Source organism: Leifsonia sp. Y862, assembly GCF_057669585.1.
The window spans coordinates 383,108-398,677 of sequence record NZ_JBYHFR010000001.1; the positions used below are offsets into that span (position 1 = coordinate 383,108).

Here is a 15,570-nt window from a genome sequence, read left to right on the forward strand (position 1 = left end):
GTCACGCCAGCAGCAACGCCGGCTCTCGACAGGGGAATTTCGATGGAATCCGACGATTCACAGGCAATGGCATCCGCTGACAAGCCGGTGGTGTTGAAGTCGACCACGGCGCAGCTCTCGTTCTACGTTCTCGCGGTCGTCTGCGCTGTGCTGCTCGGCGACTCGCTCGTCAGGGGGAGGCTCGACGTGGCCTTCGCCGCGTTGCCCACTTTGGCGCTCATCGTCTGGATTGGCGTTGTGGTGTTCCTGCGGCCATCCGTTCGGCTTGACGCCTCGGGAATCACCGTGGTGAACATCCTGCGCACCGCGCACATCGCGTGGGACCAGGTAGCCGATGTCACCACTCGCTACCAGCTCGTCGTCGAAACGCGAGATGGCCGGCTGATCAAGAGCTGGGGCGCGCCGGTGGCCAAGCCTGGACGCGGACGCCCGCAGCAGGTCGGCACGAAGCGGGACTCGGTCGCCGTGCAGGACGTTGTCGACGGATTCATGGCGCGATACCCGGTCGGTGCTGCCGACGTGGAACCCATCGAATGGCACCCGCAATGGACGGCCATCGTGACCGGCGTGGTGATTGTCGTCATCCTGGCCATCCAGTCGGCCATCGGCGGGCTGTAACGCAGTTCGCGCGGAGGGCGGAACACGCGTGCGTTTCTCCGAATCCTCAATATCTGTGCAAATTCTCAGAAAATGACGCAAGAGTGTTGCGTCCCTGTGCTCATGAGCGCCAGATGTGTAACGGTTGTGAGTCGATTATGTTACGCCACCTAACCAGGGGTAGACGACGAGTTTTTCGGCCATAGAATCACAGTCACGTGCGAAGAAGTTACACGACTGCACGGTTTTGTTCGCCGACGTTCCGTACGCGGAATGCAAAGGAGACTCCTGTGTCACTTGCCCCATGTGGAACTGTCCGACGTGGTTCGTCTGTCGAGGTTGTTCGCGTGGCGCCACCGAATCTGGAAGTCAGAACCGGCAGGATGATTCGAATCTCGTAGCCGTTCGTGCTCCTCTACATCTCCAAACGGTTCGTCAACTACGTCATCCTCTCGGCGTTAGCGACCTGCCTGGCCTACATCGTGTCGAGTATCGCGCTGGATCCGGCAGCCAAGTACTACGGCCGGAACCCGCGACCGAGCGAGCAGTCGATCACCAACACCCTGAACAGCCTGGGTGTCAATCCTGATGTTCCGGTGTTGCAGCGCCTCTGGGACTGGGTGACTAACATCATCCTGCACGGGTCGCTCGGCACCTCTGTGGCCGGCAAGCCTGTCATCGATGAAATGATCTCCCGCTCAGGGGTGAGCCTGCGGCTCCTTCTCATCGGCTCGCTCCTCGGCGCCATCCTCGGCGTGGTGCTCGGCGTCTGGGGAGCGGTCAAGCAGTACAGCCTCAGCGACCAGCTCGTGACGTATTCCTCTTACCTGATCTTCGCCATGCCGACTTTTGTGATCGGCGTGCTGCTCATGATCGGCGCGACGCTGGTCAATCAGGTCGGTGGTGTGCAACTGATCAACTTCACGGGGGAGTACACCGCCGGATTGACGGGACCGTGGTGGGTACTGGCATCCGACAGGGCAGGGCACCTGCTGCTCCCAACCATCGCGCTCACCCTCATGGGCGCTGCAAGCTACTCGCGATATCAGCGCAGCGTGATGCTCGATGTGTTGTCTGCTGACTACATCCGCACGGCACGGGCCAAGGGGCGATCCCGCAACTCAGCGCTCGTGCGCCACGGCGTGCGCGTTGCCCTTATCCCGATGTCGACGTTCTTTGCCTACAGTTTCGGCACGCTGATTGCCGGCTCGATCATGCTCGAGATCGTCTTCTCGTTCCACGGCATGGGCGAATTCACCCTCCAATCCATCACCCAGAACGACATCAACGGCGTCGCGGGCTCAACGCTCTTCTTAGCGGTACTCGTGCTCTTCTCGTCGACGCTGTCCGAAATTCTTTACGCCGCACTCGACCCACGGGTAAGGGGCTGACATGTCACTGTTGGAAGAAACCAGCGCAACGCTGCCAGGGCCAGCTCCGGCCACCCCCACGGAGGTGGTGCAATCCCGCAAGCCGCTCTCCCGGTCACGCCTCGTCTGGCAGCGGCTGTCCCACACGCCACGATTCTGGGTCGGTGCTATCGCTATCGCCCTGATCTGCCTGTGGGCGATCCTTGGCCCACTGTTCTACCCGTTCGATGTCTCTGGGCGCGATCCGCTGAACATGGGAATGGGACCGACCCAGTTGCACTGGTTCGGCACGAACAACATCGGCCAGGATCTCTACGCACAAACGTTGAATGGCCTGCAGAAGTCGCTCATCATCGGGCTGATCGCCGGCCCGCTGGGGACGCTGATCGCGGCCGTCGTCGGGTCGATCGCCGGCTACGTCGGCGGTGCCGTTGACAGCGTGTTTGTGTGGTGCATCAACCTGCTGCTCGTGCTCCCATCCTTCATCCTGCTCGTCATTCTGAGCCCGCTGTTCACCTCGCTGTCGTGGGTCTTCCTGACGCTGTTCATCGCCGGCTTCAGCTGGATGGTGATGGCGCAGGTTGTCAGGTCGCAGACCAAGTCGCTTCGTGACAGGGACTTCGTGAAGGCGGCCAGGTACATGGGCGTTCCGACGCGCACCATCCTGGGCCGTCACATCATCCCCAACATCGCCTCGCTGTTGATCATCGACGCCACCCTCGGCATTGTGGCCTCGATCATGGCTGAGACGAGCCTCAGCTACTTCGGATTCGGAGTTCGAGCCCCCGATGTCTCGCTGGGCACGCTGCTCGCAGAAGGCACGTCAGCAGCGGTGACCCGTCCATGGCTGTTCGTGTTCCCTGCCGGTGTGCTTGTGCTGACCCTGTTCGCGGTGAGCCTCGTTGGCGATGCCCTGCGCGATGCCGTCGACCCGACCTCTGGAGTCAACCGTGACTAATCTCGATCGTGATCTCGGCCAGCGCCCGGCCGGGCTGCTGCGTCCCTCGAAGCGGATTCTTGAGGTCGAGAACCTCTCGGTCAGCTTCCCGCAGCGGGGAGGGCCTGCGGTCAACGCGGTTCGCGGCATCAGCTATCACGTCAATGAGGGGGAGTTCCTCGGCATTGTCGGCGAGTCAGGATCGGGCAAATCGGTGTCTTCCCTCGCTGTCATGGGGCTGCTCCCGAGCTCGGCCGAGGTAACAGGTTCGATCTCGTTTGACGGGCGATCGCTGCTGGAGCTGGACGACAAAGCCTTGTCAGGCATCCGCGGTCGTGACATCTCGATGGTCTTCCAGGACCCGCTGTCTGCGCTCACGCCGGTGTACACGGTCGGCGCCCAGATTGCGGAGGCCCTGCTCCTGCACGATTCGGCGCTCAGTAAGCGTGCCGCGCACGTTCGCGCCGTCGAGCTGCTCGGGGTCGTCGGGATTCCGTCGCCAGAACGACGGGCGATGTCGTATCCGTTCGAGTTCTCCGGCGGCATGCGACAGCGAGCCATGATCGCGATGGCGATCGCGAACGACCCCCGCCTGATCATCGCCGACGAACCGACCACCGCGCTCGACGTCACCATCCAGGCGCAGATCCTTGAGGTGCTGGAGAAGGCCAAGGAGCTGACGGGTGCCGCTGTCGTCCTGATCACCCACGACCTCGGTGTCGTGGCAGGTCACGCCGATCGCATTGGCGTCATGTATGCCGGGCGGCTCGTCGAGTACGGGACAACGGCTGATGTCTTCAGTGCAGCGCACATGCCGTACAGCATTGGCCTGCTCCGCTCCGTCCCGAACATGCAGACTGCAGGCACGCAGCGGCTGGTACCGCTCGAAGGTCGACCGCCGTCGCTGACCGCGCTCGCTCCCGGCTGCCCGTTCGCACCGCGGTGCCCGATCGCACTGGCGGTGTGCCACACCGATGAGCCGGCGCTTGCGGTGCACACGACGGAGGACACCCTCGAACGTGAGCTGCGCCCAATGCTTCCCTTGCTCCCAGTTGCAGTACCGCACGCAGCCGCCTGCCACCGCGCGGGCGAGATCGCCGACGGCAGCCTGGCTCGTGCAGAGGTGTTCCCGCGCCCAGAACCGCTCGCCGCCCCTGCGCCAAACGCGAAAGAGCTCGCTGTGCCGGTGCTCGCCGTCACTGATCTCATCCGGCACTACCCGGTCAGTCAGGGTGGCATCTTCCGCCGGCAGGTCGGTACAGTGCGAGCGGTCGACGGGGTGTCGTTCTCGATCCAGCCAGGCCAGACGTTGGGGCTCGTCGGCGAATCCGGCTGCGGCAAGTCGACGACCATCCTCGAGATCATGGAGATGGCGACACCACAGGGCGGCCAGATCCTGGTCAACGGGGCCGATGTCGCCACGATGACCAAGGCCGAACGCCTGAAGCTGCGCACCGATGTGCAAATCGTCTTCCAGGACCCGATGGCAGCGATCGACCCCCGGCTTCCGATCGGTGATGTGATCGGTGAGCCGCTCACCGTGCACGGTACCAAGCCAGACGCCAGGCGCGCTCGCGTCGCAGAGCTGCTCGACCTCGTCGGCATGGATCCGGTGATGGCCGACCGCTACCCGCACGAGTTCTCCGGCGGCCAGCGCCAGCGCATCGGCATCGCCCGCGCCCTGGCAACCAATCCCAAACTGGTGATCCTCGACGAGCCGGTGTCTGCGCTTGACGTCTCCATCCAGGCCGGTGTCATCAACCTGCTGGAAGACCTCAAGGAGCAACTCGGCCTGTCCTACCTGTTCGTCGCCCACGACCTGGCCATCATCCGCCAGATCGCCGACACGGTTGCTGTCATGTATCTCGGCCGGATCGTGGAGTACGGGCCGGTGGCCGAGGTATTTGCCAACCCACGGCATCCGTATACCCAGGCCCTGATCTCGGCGGCGCCGATCCCCGACCCTGAGATCGAACGCAACCGAAAGCGCGTCCTGCTCGAGGGCGAACTCCCGAGCCCGAGCGCGGTGATCGACGGCTGCAACTTCCGCAGCCGGTGCCCGCTCTACGCGTTGCTCGATGCCACGGCCCAGCAGCGCTGCGCGAGCGTTGACCCAGAGTTGGCTCACCACGGCGACGTCACCGTCGCCTGCCACCACGTTGAACGGAACGAGATTGACGTGTCCGTGGCCCAGACGGCACAGCTCCCCACAGCTTCCCCCGACCTGTAGAAGTTCCAACCAAGAGATGGAGAACCACTATGCGACGACGTAATACCGTTCTTGCGACAGTGACAATACTGAGCGCAGCTGCGCTCGTGCTGTCGGCATGTGCGCCGGGCAATACCGAAAAGACAGAAACGTCGACGGGCGGTGACCTTCCATCCACAGCATGGGTGAGGGCAGACGCCGCAGACGTGCAGGATGGCGGCACCCTCAACCTCGCCATCGGTTCGATGCCGTCCAACTTGAACATCATGCAGGTCGACGGCAACGAGGTTGATACGAACAACACCGTCCAGTTGACCTACGGCGGGCCGATCAAGATCGCCGAGGACGGCACTTCCGTCGTCGATCCCAACTACGCGACATCGGCTGAGGTGGTCAGCAGCGACCCGCAGGTTGTCGAGATCAAGCTCAACCCCAAGGCCGTCTGGGAAGACGGCACCCCCATCACGTATAAGGATTACGTGGCGACCTGGCAGGCCCTGAACGGCAGCAACGAAGCGTACTCACCGGCGTCGACCGCCATCTATGAAGACATCTCCGCCATCGAGCCCGCCGGCGACAGCGAATTCGACTTCACCGTCACATTCAGCAAGGCAAGCGCCGACTGGCAGTCGATCTTTGGCCTCGTCCTGCCGGTTTCCGTCGCAGCCACCCCTGACGCGTTCAACACCGGCTATGTCTCGACCCCGGTGCCGTCGTCCGGCCCGTTCAAGATCTCGGACATTGACCAGACCGGGCAGGTCATCACGCTCGTACGAAACCCGGCCTGGTGGGGTGAAACTCCGAAGCTCGACACGGTGATCGTGAAGGTCGTCAGCGGTGAATCGCAGGCCACCTCGTTCGGCAACTCCGAGACCGATGTTCTGTCCATCACGTCGAACGCCGACGCGTACCAGACGGCCAAGAAGCGCAAGGACGCCGAAATTCAGGCGTCAGGCGGACTCACGTGGACCCACCTCACCATGAACGGCTCTAAGGGCCCCCTGGCTGATGTCAAGGTTCGCCAGGCCATCGGACACGCACTCAACCGCGAGCTCTTCTCTGAATCGGCGAATACCCCGGTCGGTGTCGACGCCACAACCCAGGGCAGCTACATCTTCATGCCGGGCCAGAAGGGCTACGAAGACAACGTCGACGCAGCAATCGGGTACGACGTCGATGCCGCCAAGAAGCTCTTCGATGAGGCTGGATACACGGAAGGCGACAAGGGGCTTCGCGAGAAGGACGGCGAACCGTTGACCCTCACGATCACCGTTCCAGCCGAAACGCCGACGAACAAGCAGCGTGCGGTCCAGGTGCAGGCCGACCTCAAGGAGGTGGGCGTCACCGTCAAGCTCGACGAGGTGCCGTCTGCGAAGTACTTCTCCGACTACATCATCCCTGGCGACTACGAGATGACCAGTTTCTCCTGGCAGGGTACGGCCTACCCGATTTCCTCGTCCGAGGCGCTCTTCCACCCCGTCGACTCTGAGTCGAACTTCACCGGCATCACCGACGAGTCCCTCGGCGACCTGTACGACGAGGTCAACGCGGAGCTCGACCCGGCCAAGCGCCTCGTGATCGCCGACAAGATCGACAAGGTCCTTGCCGCTTACGTGCCCATCGTGCCGATCGCACCGCTGCCGAACGTGTACGCGGTCAAGTCCGGCCTCGTGAACTACGGCGCCACCCAGTTCGAGACCATCGACTGGGCACTCGTCGGCTGGGCTAAATAGCTCGTTGATCAACGCACAACTCACGCTCTAAGCACGTAAGAATCGGGATGGCGCCAGCAGGCGTCATCCCGATTCTGTTTCCGCCGAGAGTGCGGCTACTATGTCTCGGCGCGAATGCACAGATTGAGTGCGGTAAGATATTCCGTTGGGTCAAGTTCTGACCACACTTCCATTCTTCGTCGCATGCGACATTTTGCGGCAGCCATTCTTTTGTAAGGATTTCTTCTATGGCGATTGCCACGCGCAATAATCTTCGAAACGTAGCTATTGTTGCCCACGTTGACCACGGTAAGACCACCCTGGTCGACGCCATGCTCAACCAGACAAACTCTTTCGCGGACCACTCGCACGTCGATGAGCGCGCCATGGACTCGAACGAGCTCGAGCGCGAAAAGGGCATCACGATCCTCGCCAAGAACACGGCGATCTCGTACAAGGGCAAGCACGCCACCGATGGCCCCATCACGATCAACGTGATCGACACCCCCGGCCACGCCGACTTCGGTGGCGAGGTCGAGCGCGGCCTGTCCATGGTCGACGGCGTCGTCCTGCTGGTTGACGCCAGCGAGGGCCCGCTCCCGCAGACCCGTTTCGTGCTCCGTAAGGCGCTCGAGGCCAAGCTTCCCGTCATCCTGTTGGTCAACAAGACCGACCGCCCTGACGCACGTATCGACGAGGTCGTTGCAGAGAGCCAGGACCTCCTCCTCGGTCTCGCCAGCGACATGGCCGATGACGTCCCAGACCTCGACCTCGACGCGATCCTCGACGTTCCCGTCGTCTACGCATCCGGTCGTAACGGTGCAGCCAGCCTGAACAAGCCCGAAAACGGCACCCTGCCGGACAACGATGACCTCGAGCCGCTCTTCGAAGCGATCCTCGAGCACATCCCCGCTCCCGTCTACGACGACGAGCACCCGCTGCAGGCCTGGGTCACCAACCTCGACTCCTCGCCGTTCCTCGGCCGCCTCGCGCTGCTCCGCATCTTCCAGGGCAACATCAAGAAGGGCCAGACCGTCGCGTGGATCAAGCACGATGGTTCTGTGCACAACGTGCGCGTGACCGAGCTCATGATCACCAAGGCACTCGACCGTTACCCCGCAGAGAGCGCCGGCCCCGGTGACATCGTCGCCGTCGCCGGATTCCCGGACATCACCATTGGTGAGACGCTGGCCGACCCGGACGACCCCCGTCCGCTGCCGACCATCACGGTTGACGACCCCGCCATCTCGATGACGATCGGTACCAACACCTCGCCGCTCATCGGCAAGGTCAAGGGCCACAAGCTCACCGCTCGTATGGTCAAGGACCGTCTCGACAAGGAGCTCGTCGGTAACGTTTCGCTCAAGGTTGTCGACATCGGACGCCCGGACGCCTGGGAAGTTCAGGGTCGTGGCGAGCTCGCTCTCGCCATCCTGGTCGAGCAGATGCGTCGTGAGGGCTTCGAGCTCACCGTCGGCAAGCCGCAGGTAGTTGTCAAGAAGATCGACGGCAAGGTTCACGAGCCGTTCGAGCACCTGACCATCGACGCACCTGAGGAGTACCTCGGTGGCATCACCCAGCTGCTCGCCGCTCGCAAGGGTCGCATGGAGAACATGGCGAACCACGGCACCGGCTGGGTTCGCATGGAGTTCATCGTTCCGTCACGTGGCCTCATCGGCTTCCGTACCGAGTTCCTCACCACCACGCGTGGTACCGGTATCGCCAACGCCATCTCGCACGGCTACGAGCCCTGGGCCGGCACCATCAACACGCGCAACAACGGCTCGATCGTTGCCGACCGTTCAGGTGTTGTCACCCCGTTCGCCATCATCGCCCTGCAGGAGCGCATGACCTTCTTCGTGAACCCCACCGAAGAGGTCTACGAGGGCATGGTCATCGGTGAGAACTCACGTGCAGACGACATGGACGTGAACATCACGAAGGAAAAGAAGCTGACCAACATGCGTCAGTCGACTTCTGACACCTTCGAGTCGATGACCCCGTCACGCCAGTTGACCCTCGAGCAGTGCCTCGAATTCGCTCGTGAAGACGAGTGTGTTGAGGTCACCCCTGAGATCGTGCGCATCCGCAAGGTTGAGCTCGCAGCGCAGGCTCGTGCACGCAACACCTCACGCCTGAAGAAGCAGGACCAGGCGTAAATCAGTACCTAGCATCGGCTGAACGCGGCCGTTCCGGTGAGACTCGATCTCGCTGGGGCGGTCGCGTTCACTCGTTAAGCTGGGTGTACGCATGTGCCCCATCATGCAGGTGCCAGAGGAACGCAGACCAATGAGGACACAGATGAGTACACGGATGACCAGAACACAGACCACTCGTCACCGCGGAGCTAGCGTCGCCATTGCCGCCGTCCTTGCGTGTGCCGGTCTCGGCGCACTGACGGGCTGTGGGGCGGATGTCGGTGGACTCGTCAACGGTGTCGTCCAGGATGCATCAGGGGGAGAGGTCAGCCTCGGCGGCTCACTGCCCAGCGGCTGGCCGGCTGAGGTGCCCGTCATCGACGGCGAACTGATGTTCGGCGCAGGAGCGAAAGCCGATGCGTCACCAGGGTGGGTCGTCACGGTGAAGTCGAGCGCCAGTGATCCGCTCACCGACGCGCGCACGCAGCTGGAGGACGCCGGCTTCACGGTTGACGTTGCCGCCCAGGGCGCTGAAGCCGGAGTTCTCACCACAAGCAACGGGAACTACACCGTGGTGGTGGCTGGCACCGCGGACGGCTTGCTCTACACGGTGGCTGAGGGCGACAAGTAGCCCCAGCGACGGGCGAGGCCGTCGGCGCGCGCCACACCCACCCCGCCGCATCACCGCCCTGCCGCATCACCGCCCTGCCGCATCACAGGCGAATCCTGGCGCGCGGTTTCCCCGTGGGTGCGCGTTTTATCGCGCGCCTGGGGCGTTTTCGCGCGCCCAGCTGTGTGCGGGTGGTTTCGAGGCGACAGTTGAGCGGATGCCCGTCCGCGGGCCCGACAGGGAACTCGGCCTAGGCGAAGAGTTCAGCCCCGATGAACGAGCCTTCCGTCGCCCCTGCCGGCACTGCGAAGATGCCGGAGCCCACGTGTCTCACGTACTCGTTCATGGCGTCGTTGGCCGCCAGACGGGTCTGGATCGGAATGAACTGCGTGCGTGGATCGCGCTGGAACGCAATGAAGAACAGTCCGGCATTCAACCGACCGAGGTCGTCGTTGCCGTCGACGAAGTTGTAGCCGCGACGCAGCAGCACCGCCCCGTCATTCTGATCGGGGTGCGAGAGCGCGACGTGGGAGTCGACAGGGATGATCGGGGCGTCGCCGCGCCCGACCATCGCGAAGTCCGGCTCAGTGAACTCTGTGCCGCCGGAAAGCGGCTCGCCCTCGCCCTTGGTGCGCCCGACGATGTTCTCCTGGTCACGCAGCGAGGTGCGATCCCAGGTCTCGATCGTCATGCGGATGCGACGGGCAACGAGATACGAGCCACCGGCCATCCACGCTGCACCGTCAGAACCGCTGGCCCAGATGTGTTCGTCGACCACCGCGGTGTCCTCCGACTTCACGTTCGCCGTGCCGTCCTTGAACCCGAAGAGGTTGCGAGCAGTGACCTGCGATCGGCTCGTCGATGACGTGCGCCCGAACCCCAGCTGCGACCAGCGAATGGATGCCCGGCCGAACGCGATTCGCGACAGGTTCCTGATGGCGTGCACGGCCACCTGGGGGTCGTCGCTGCAGGCCTGGATGCACAGGTCGCCGCCCGTTTGGGCAGGGACAAGCGCATCGGCCTGGAAGTGCGGCAGGTCGACCAGGGCGGCGGGCCGCCTGGAGGCCAGGCCGAAGCGGTCGACGCCATCCGCTGTGGCGAACAGGCCAGGGCCGAACCCGAACGTGATGGTGAGACCGGATGCCGGCAGGTCGAGCGCCTCGCCCGTGTCGTCCGGCGGGGCGTCGTATGGGCCGGTGGCCGGGCCGTATGTGCCCGCAGAGCCGCCCGTCGTCATGCGTGCGGCGGCAACGGTCCAGTCCGTGAGGAGTTCGATGAGCTCATCTCGGCTGATGTTGCCGACGTCGTAGCTGGCGAAATGCAGGCGGTCCTGGGCCGGCGTGACGATGCCGGCCTGGTGCGCACCGTAGAACGGATAGACCGTTGACCCGTTCGGGGCGCTGGTCGCCGCGATGACCGCCCTGTCGCCGGCCACACCTGCGGCAGCGCCGACCAGGCCGGCGCCGACGCCGATCCCGGCAAGCCCGAACAGACCGCGTCGCGACAGGCCGCGGTTCTGCGTGTTGTGGCCCTGCCGGGCGGGGGAGTGCGGCTGATCAGCTGCTGCAGTCGAATCCGCTGACGCTGACGCCGACGCTGACGCTGACGCCTCAGTGCCAACATGCGGAGATGTCGGCTCTGGGGCGTCGGTCGTGTCGTCGGTCATCTCACGCCTAGCCAACCAGAACGGCGGTGAGCGTGCTGAGCGGTTCGCTCAGGGCGTTCACACCGTCGGCGAGGTCCTTCACCTGCGTGGCGGACAATTCGTCGTAGTACGTGAAACCGCCCTCGAGGCTGCCGTAGGCGGCGAGCTGCGTCTCGAGGCTGTCGAACCGGCTGTCGAGGGTGCTGACGAGGTCTGCGTCCTTCGCCTTCAGGATGTCGCGAACGCCTTCATATGCGACCCGGGCGCCTTCGAGGTTGGCCTGGAAGTCCCAGAGGTCAGTGTGCGACCAGATCTCTTCTTCGCCGGTGATCTTGCCGCTTGCGACCTCTTCGAGCAGGCCGATCGCGCCGTTGGAGATCGAGTCGATCGTCACGCTGTAGTCGGCGGCGTGCACGGCGTCGTAGAGCTCCTGCGTGTTGGCGGTGAGCTTGTCTGCGTAGTAGCTGCGTTCCTCTGGCGTGAGGGCAACGTACTCTGCGCCACCGTTCTCGGCGGCTGTCGGCGGGAAGAGGTCCTTCTCGATGCGGTGCCAACCGGTCCATTCGTCGCCTTCTGCGACGTCGGCCTCACGGAAGTCGATCTGCGGGTCGAGGTCGCCGAATGACTCTGCGACCGGTTCGATGCGCTCGTAGCTGGCGCGCGTCGTCGGGTACAGGGCGCGTGCCGTCTCGTCATCCCCAGCCAGGTAGGCGTCGAGGAACGTCTGGGTGCCTGGCACCAGCTGGCCGACCTGGTCCTTGATGTACGCGACGTAGTTGACCGCTGCGGCGTCGATCTGCTCCTGCTCGTCGCCTGCGAGTGACACGTCAGACCCGGTCACCGTGAACGCTGCCTTGCCGACTCCATCGCCAACCATGCCCGGCTTGCAGACCGTGAAGTAGTCGCCGGGCTGCGCTCGCACGACGAGGTTCCGCGTGACGCCTGGGCCCACGTTCTCGACCTCGCCGACAATGCGAAGACCGTCGTCAGCCAGCAGGTAGAACTCGCTGACCTCATCCGTTTCATTCGACACGCTGAACGACACCGTTCCGCTGGCGGCGGTGTTCGCAGACACGGCGCAGTCGCTCGCCGTCGATGACACCGTGAGACTCGAGCCTTCGCCCTCTGCTGTGGCGTTCTTGACGCAGCCGGATAGCAGCAGTGTCGCCGCTGCAAGCGGTGCAACGAACAAAATGGCGCGATTTCTCAAGGGATTCTCCTGCTGGTTGTGGCTGAAGCACGCGGCATGCGGTGGCGCGTGGGAACGATTTTCAGACGGATGCCGGAACTCTCAGTTCCGGCGTGGCCGACTGGCGCGGCACGGGACCGCCTGAGCGGCTCTTCACGATGAAGATGGTCAGGGTGGGAACCAGGTACAGCGTCCACACGATCAGTTCGAGCCAGGTGGTGGCCGGTGAGAAGTTGACGGTGCCCTTCAGCAGGGTTCCGTACCAGCTGCCAGGCGGGATAGCGCCGCTCACGTCAAAGGCGAGGCTGTTCAGGCCGGGCAGGACGCCTGCTTCCTGCAGGTCGTGCACGCCGTACGAGAGCACACCGGCGGCCACGATGATGAGGAAGACACCGGTCCAGGTGAAGAAGCGGGACAGGTTGATGCGCAGCATGCCCTTGTAGACGAACCAGCCGAGTACGACGGCGGTCAGGATGCCGAGGCCTGCGCCAAGGAGGGGGAGCGTGGTCTCGCCGGTCGCCTGCACGGCGGCCCAGATGAAGAGTGCTGTCTCGATGCCCTCGCGGCCAACGGCGAGGAACGCCACCAGGACAAGTCCGAGCCCAGACCCGACGATGTGCTTGTCGATGCTGCCGTGCAGGTGGCCCTTGAGGTCACGAGCCGTGCGCAGCATCCAGAAGACCATCCAGGTCACCAGGCCAGTGGCGATGATTGACAGCAGCCCGCCTATCGTCTCCTGCGCCTCAAAAGTCAGACCGTAGGTGCCGAACGTGAGAAGCGCTCCGAGGCTGAGGGCGAGCAGGACCGCAAGCCCGACGCCTGCCCAGATGCGCGGCAACACGTCTCGGCGGTCGATCTTCACGATGTACGCGATAAGAATCGTTACGACGAGTGCGGCTTCAAGACCTTCACGCAGGCCGATCAGGTAATTTGCGAGCACGGGAGCTTTCAGGTTTGGCGACGAGAAGAGTGGTAAGGCTATCCTAAGCGGAAACGACTCTAACCCGTGATGACCGGGGTGTCCAGCTAAGATTTTCCCTAAGAAGATACGCGCAGCGGTGGCACACCACCGCGAGCCCGCCAGGGAACAGCGCGTCAGGAAACAGAGGAACACAGATGGTTGACCAGGGCACTTTCGACGTTGAGCCGCCGACGGTCACCAGCAGACTGGTCTCTGCTGCCATCGTGCTCCTCGTCGGCATCGTCTACGGCGTCCTCGGCACCATCGCGCACCAGACAACGGTGTCGATTGCGGGCGTGGCGTTCCCGATCGGGTTGATCCTGGCCGTCCTTGGGGCCTCTGCGCTGTTGATCGGCCTGCGCCTGATCCAGGTGGGGCGTCTCCTGCTCGGCCTATGTGCCCTCGGGATGCTGCTCACCATCTTCGTTCTGTCGCTCAAGAGCGCGGGCGGTTCGGTGCTCGTTCCCGCCGGTGTGCCGGGCACGATCTGGACCATCGTGCCGACGCTGGTTGCAGCCATCACGCTGGCCTGGCCGAATCTGCCGCCGAGAGCTGACAGGGCCGCCACGCATTCAGAGAAGGCTTAGACTGGTTATCCAGCTCGTGAAGGGAACCACACCACTGTGACGTACGTCATCGCTCTTCCTTGTGTCGATGTCAAAGACCGCGCCTGCATCGATGAATGCCCGGTTGACTGCATCTACGAGGGCGAGCGTTCCCTCTACATCCACCCAGACGAATGCGTCGACTGCGGTGCCTGCGAACCCGTCTGCCCCGTCGAGGCCATCTACTACGAAGATGACCTGCCAGAACAGTGGGCCGACTACTACAAGGCCAACGTCGAGTTCTTCGACGACGTTGGGTCCCCAGGTGGAGCCGCCAAGGTTGGCGTCATTCCGAAGGATCACCCGGTCATCGCGGTTCTGCCGCCCCAGGTCCAGCACTAAAGCACGACGTGCTCGCCGCTCTTCCTGACTACCCGTGGGACCAGATGGTTCCGTTTGCCACGCGCGCACGCGCCCACGCCGACGGCATCGTCGATCTCTCGATCGGTTCTCCAGTCGACGCGACGCCAGAGCTCATCCGTCGCTCGCTTGCCGAGGCAACGGATGCCCACGCCTACCCACAGACGGCGGGAACCCCGCAGCTGCAGCAGGCGATTATCGACTGGTACGCCCGCCGCAGGGGAGTGACGGGGCTCACCGAGAAGAACGTGCTGCCGACCATCGGCTCAAAGGAGCTCGTGGCGCTGCTGCCGTTCATGCTCGGCATCGGCGAGGGCGACACGATCGTGCACCCGAAGGCCGCCTATCCCACCTACGCGATCGGTGCCGCAATCGCTGGGGCGGATGCCCTGGCCTCAGACGACCCTGCTGAGTGGCCGGCATCCACTGCCCTGATCTGGTTGAACAGCCCAGGCAACCCCGATGGTCGCGTGCTCACCGTCGACTACCTGCGCGCGGCTGTCAGGCGCGCCCGCGAACTCGACGCCGTGATCGTGAGCGACGAGTGCTACGCAGAGCTCGGCTGGGACGGCCAGTGGGCCAGCGAGCCGATCCCGAGCATCCTCGATCCTCGCGTGATCGAGGGCAGCCGTCACAACGTGCTGGCGATCTACTCGCTGAGCAAGCAGTCGAACCTCGCCGGCTACCGCGCTGCTTTCGCGGCCGGCTGCAGCCAGGTGCTGCAGCGTGTGTTGACCGTTCGCAAGCACGCCGGCCTCATGCTCCCAGCGCCTCTCCAGCACGCCATGGTGACGGCGCTCGGCGACGACGTGCATGTGGCAGAGCAGAAGGAGCGCTACCGCGCCCGCAGGGACGTGTTGCGCCCCGCGCTCATCGACGCCGGCTTCCGCATCGATGACAGTGAGGCTGGCCTCTATCTCTGGGCGACGGCAGGGGTCGACGCCTGGGAGTCGATCGCTCGGCTGGCGGAACTCGGCATATTGGCTGGCCCTGGCCCGTTTTACGGTGACTACTATCCCCAGCACGTGCGATTCTCGCTCACAGCAACGGATGAGCGGATTGCTGCCGCGGCAGAGAGGCTGCGCGCCTCTGTAGACAACGTCTAACGATGCGGCCCCGCTGTTAGCGGGTGCAACAGTAGGCGACCAAGCGGATTAGGCTGTAGAAGGTTGACGTTGCCCAGCACCAGAAGTGTTCTGCGGCGGTCCGCCACCGATACCAGGCACAAGCAGCCAGC

Annotated in this window: 13 protein-coding genes; 10 read left to right on the top strand and 3 right to left on the bottom strand. The window is 63.8% G+C overall.

Features of this window, described 5'->3' with window-relative positions:
* Window positions 1-42: 42 nt before the first annotated feature.
* The 7 genes from AC25Z0_RS01795 to AC25Z0_RS01825 all read left to right on the top strand — a co-directional run bounded on the left by AC25Z0_RS01795 (window position 43) and on the right by AC25Z0_RS01825 (window position 9,594).
* Window positions 43-618, top strand: coding sequence for a PH domain-containing protein (locus tag AC25Z0_RS01795; RefSeq protein ID WP_488132117.1), 576 nt, complete (start codon window positions 43-45; stop codon window positions 616-618).
* Between the two features lie 386 nt (window positions 619-1,004).
* On the top strand, window positions 1,005-1,988 hold the full coding sequence (locus AC25Z0_RS01800; RefSeq protein WP_488118553.1) for an ABC transporter permease: 984 nt from the start codon (window positions 1,005-1,007) through the stop codon (window positions 1,986-1,988).
* 1 nt (window position 1,989) lies between these two features.
* Complete coding sequence (locus AC25Z0_RS01805) at window positions 1,990-2,925, top strand: ABC transporter permease (RefSeq protein WP_488132118.1); 936 nt, start codon at window positions 1,990-1,992, stop codon at window positions 2,923-2,925.
* Window positions 2,918-5,134: an ABC transporter ATP-binding protein gene (locus AC25Z0_RS01810; RefSeq protein ID WP_488132119.1), complete on the top strand. Its 2,217-nt coding sequence runs from the start codon at window positions 2,918-2,920 to the stop codon at window positions 5,132-5,134. The genes AC25Z0_RS01805 and AC25Z0_RS01810 overlap by 8 nt, the downstream gene beginning before the upstream one ends.
* 29 nt (window positions 5,135-5,163) lie before the next feature.
* On the top strand, window positions 5,164-6,846 hold the full coding sequence (locus tag AC25Z0_RS01815) for an ABC transporter family substrate-binding protein (protein WP_488118555.1): 1,683 nt from the start codon (window positions 5,164-5,166) through the stop codon (window positions 6,844-6,846).
* Window positions 6,847-7,073: 227 nt separating this feature from the next.
* Window positions 7,074-8,984: a translational GTPase TypA gene (gene typA, locus AC25Z0_RS01820; protein ID WP_488118556.1), complete on the top strand. Its 1,911-nt coding sequence runs from the start codon at window positions 7,074-7,076 to the stop codon at window positions 8,982-8,984.
* 154 nt (window positions 8,985-9,138) lie between these two features.
* On the top strand, window positions 9,139-9,594 hold the full coding sequence (locus AC25Z0_RS01825) for a hypothetical protein (RefSeq protein WP_488132120.1): 456 nt from the start codon (window positions 9,139-9,141) through the stop codon (window positions 9,592-9,594).
* Window positions 9,595-9,823: 229 nt separating this feature from the next.
* Here the strand turns inward: AC25Z0_RS01825 and efeB are convergent, their stop codons facing one another.
* From efeB to efeU, 3 genes are all read right to left on the bottom strand, one after another.
* Entirely contained in the window at window positions 9,824-11,239 is a 1,416-nt protein-coding gene (gene efeB, locus AC25Z0_RS01830) for an iron uptake transporter deferrochelatase/peroxidase subunit (protein WP_488132121.1), read from the bottom strand.
* A gap of 7 nt (window positions 11,240-11,246) precedes the next feature.
* Window positions 11,247-12,428 carry an iron uptake system protein EfeO gene (gene efeO / locus AC25Z0_RS01835; RefSeq protein ID WP_488132122.1) on the bottom strand — a complete coding sequence of 394 codons (1,182 nt, stop codon included), beginning with the start codon at window positions 12,426-12,428 and terminating at the stop codon, window positions 11,247-11,249.
* A gap of 61 nt (window positions 12,429-12,489) precedes the next feature.
* The gene (gene efeU, locus AC25Z0_RS01840) at window positions 12,490-13,347 is read right to left on the bottom strand and encodes an iron uptake transporter permease EfeU (protein ID WP_488132123.1); all 858 of its coding nucleotides are present in this window, start codon (window positions 13,345-13,347) and stop codon (window positions 12,490-12,492) included.
* Window positions 13,348-13,523: 176 nt separating this feature from the next.
* Here efeU and AC25Z0_RS01845 point away from each other — a divergent pair, with 176 nt between their 5' ends.
* The 3 genes from AC25Z0_RS01845 to dapC are packed head-to-tail and all read left to right on the top strand — an operon-like array spanning window position 13,524 to window position 15,439.
* Window positions 13,524-13,955: a hypothetical protein gene (locus tag AC25Z0_RS01845; RefSeq protein WP_488118560.1), complete on the top strand. Its 432-nt coding sequence runs from the start codon at window positions 13,524-13,526 to the stop codon at window positions 13,953-13,955.
* Window positions 13,956-13,991: 36 nt separating this feature from the next.
* The gene (gene fdxA, locus AC25Z0_RS01850; RefSeq protein WP_488118561.1) at window positions 13,992-14,315 is read left to right on the top strand and encodes a ferredoxin; all 324 of its coding nucleotides are present in this window, start codon (window positions 13,992-13,994) and stop codon (window positions 14,313-14,315) included.
* An 8-nt stretch (window positions 14,316-14,323) separates the two neighbouring features.
* Window positions 14,324-15,439, top strand: a complete 1,116-nt coding sequence (gene dapC / locus AC25Z0_RS01855; protein WP_488132124.1) for a succinyldiaminopimelate transaminase — start codon at window positions 14,324-14,326, stop codon at window positions 15,437-15,439.
* Window positions 15,440-15,570 lie beyond the last annotated feature (131 nt).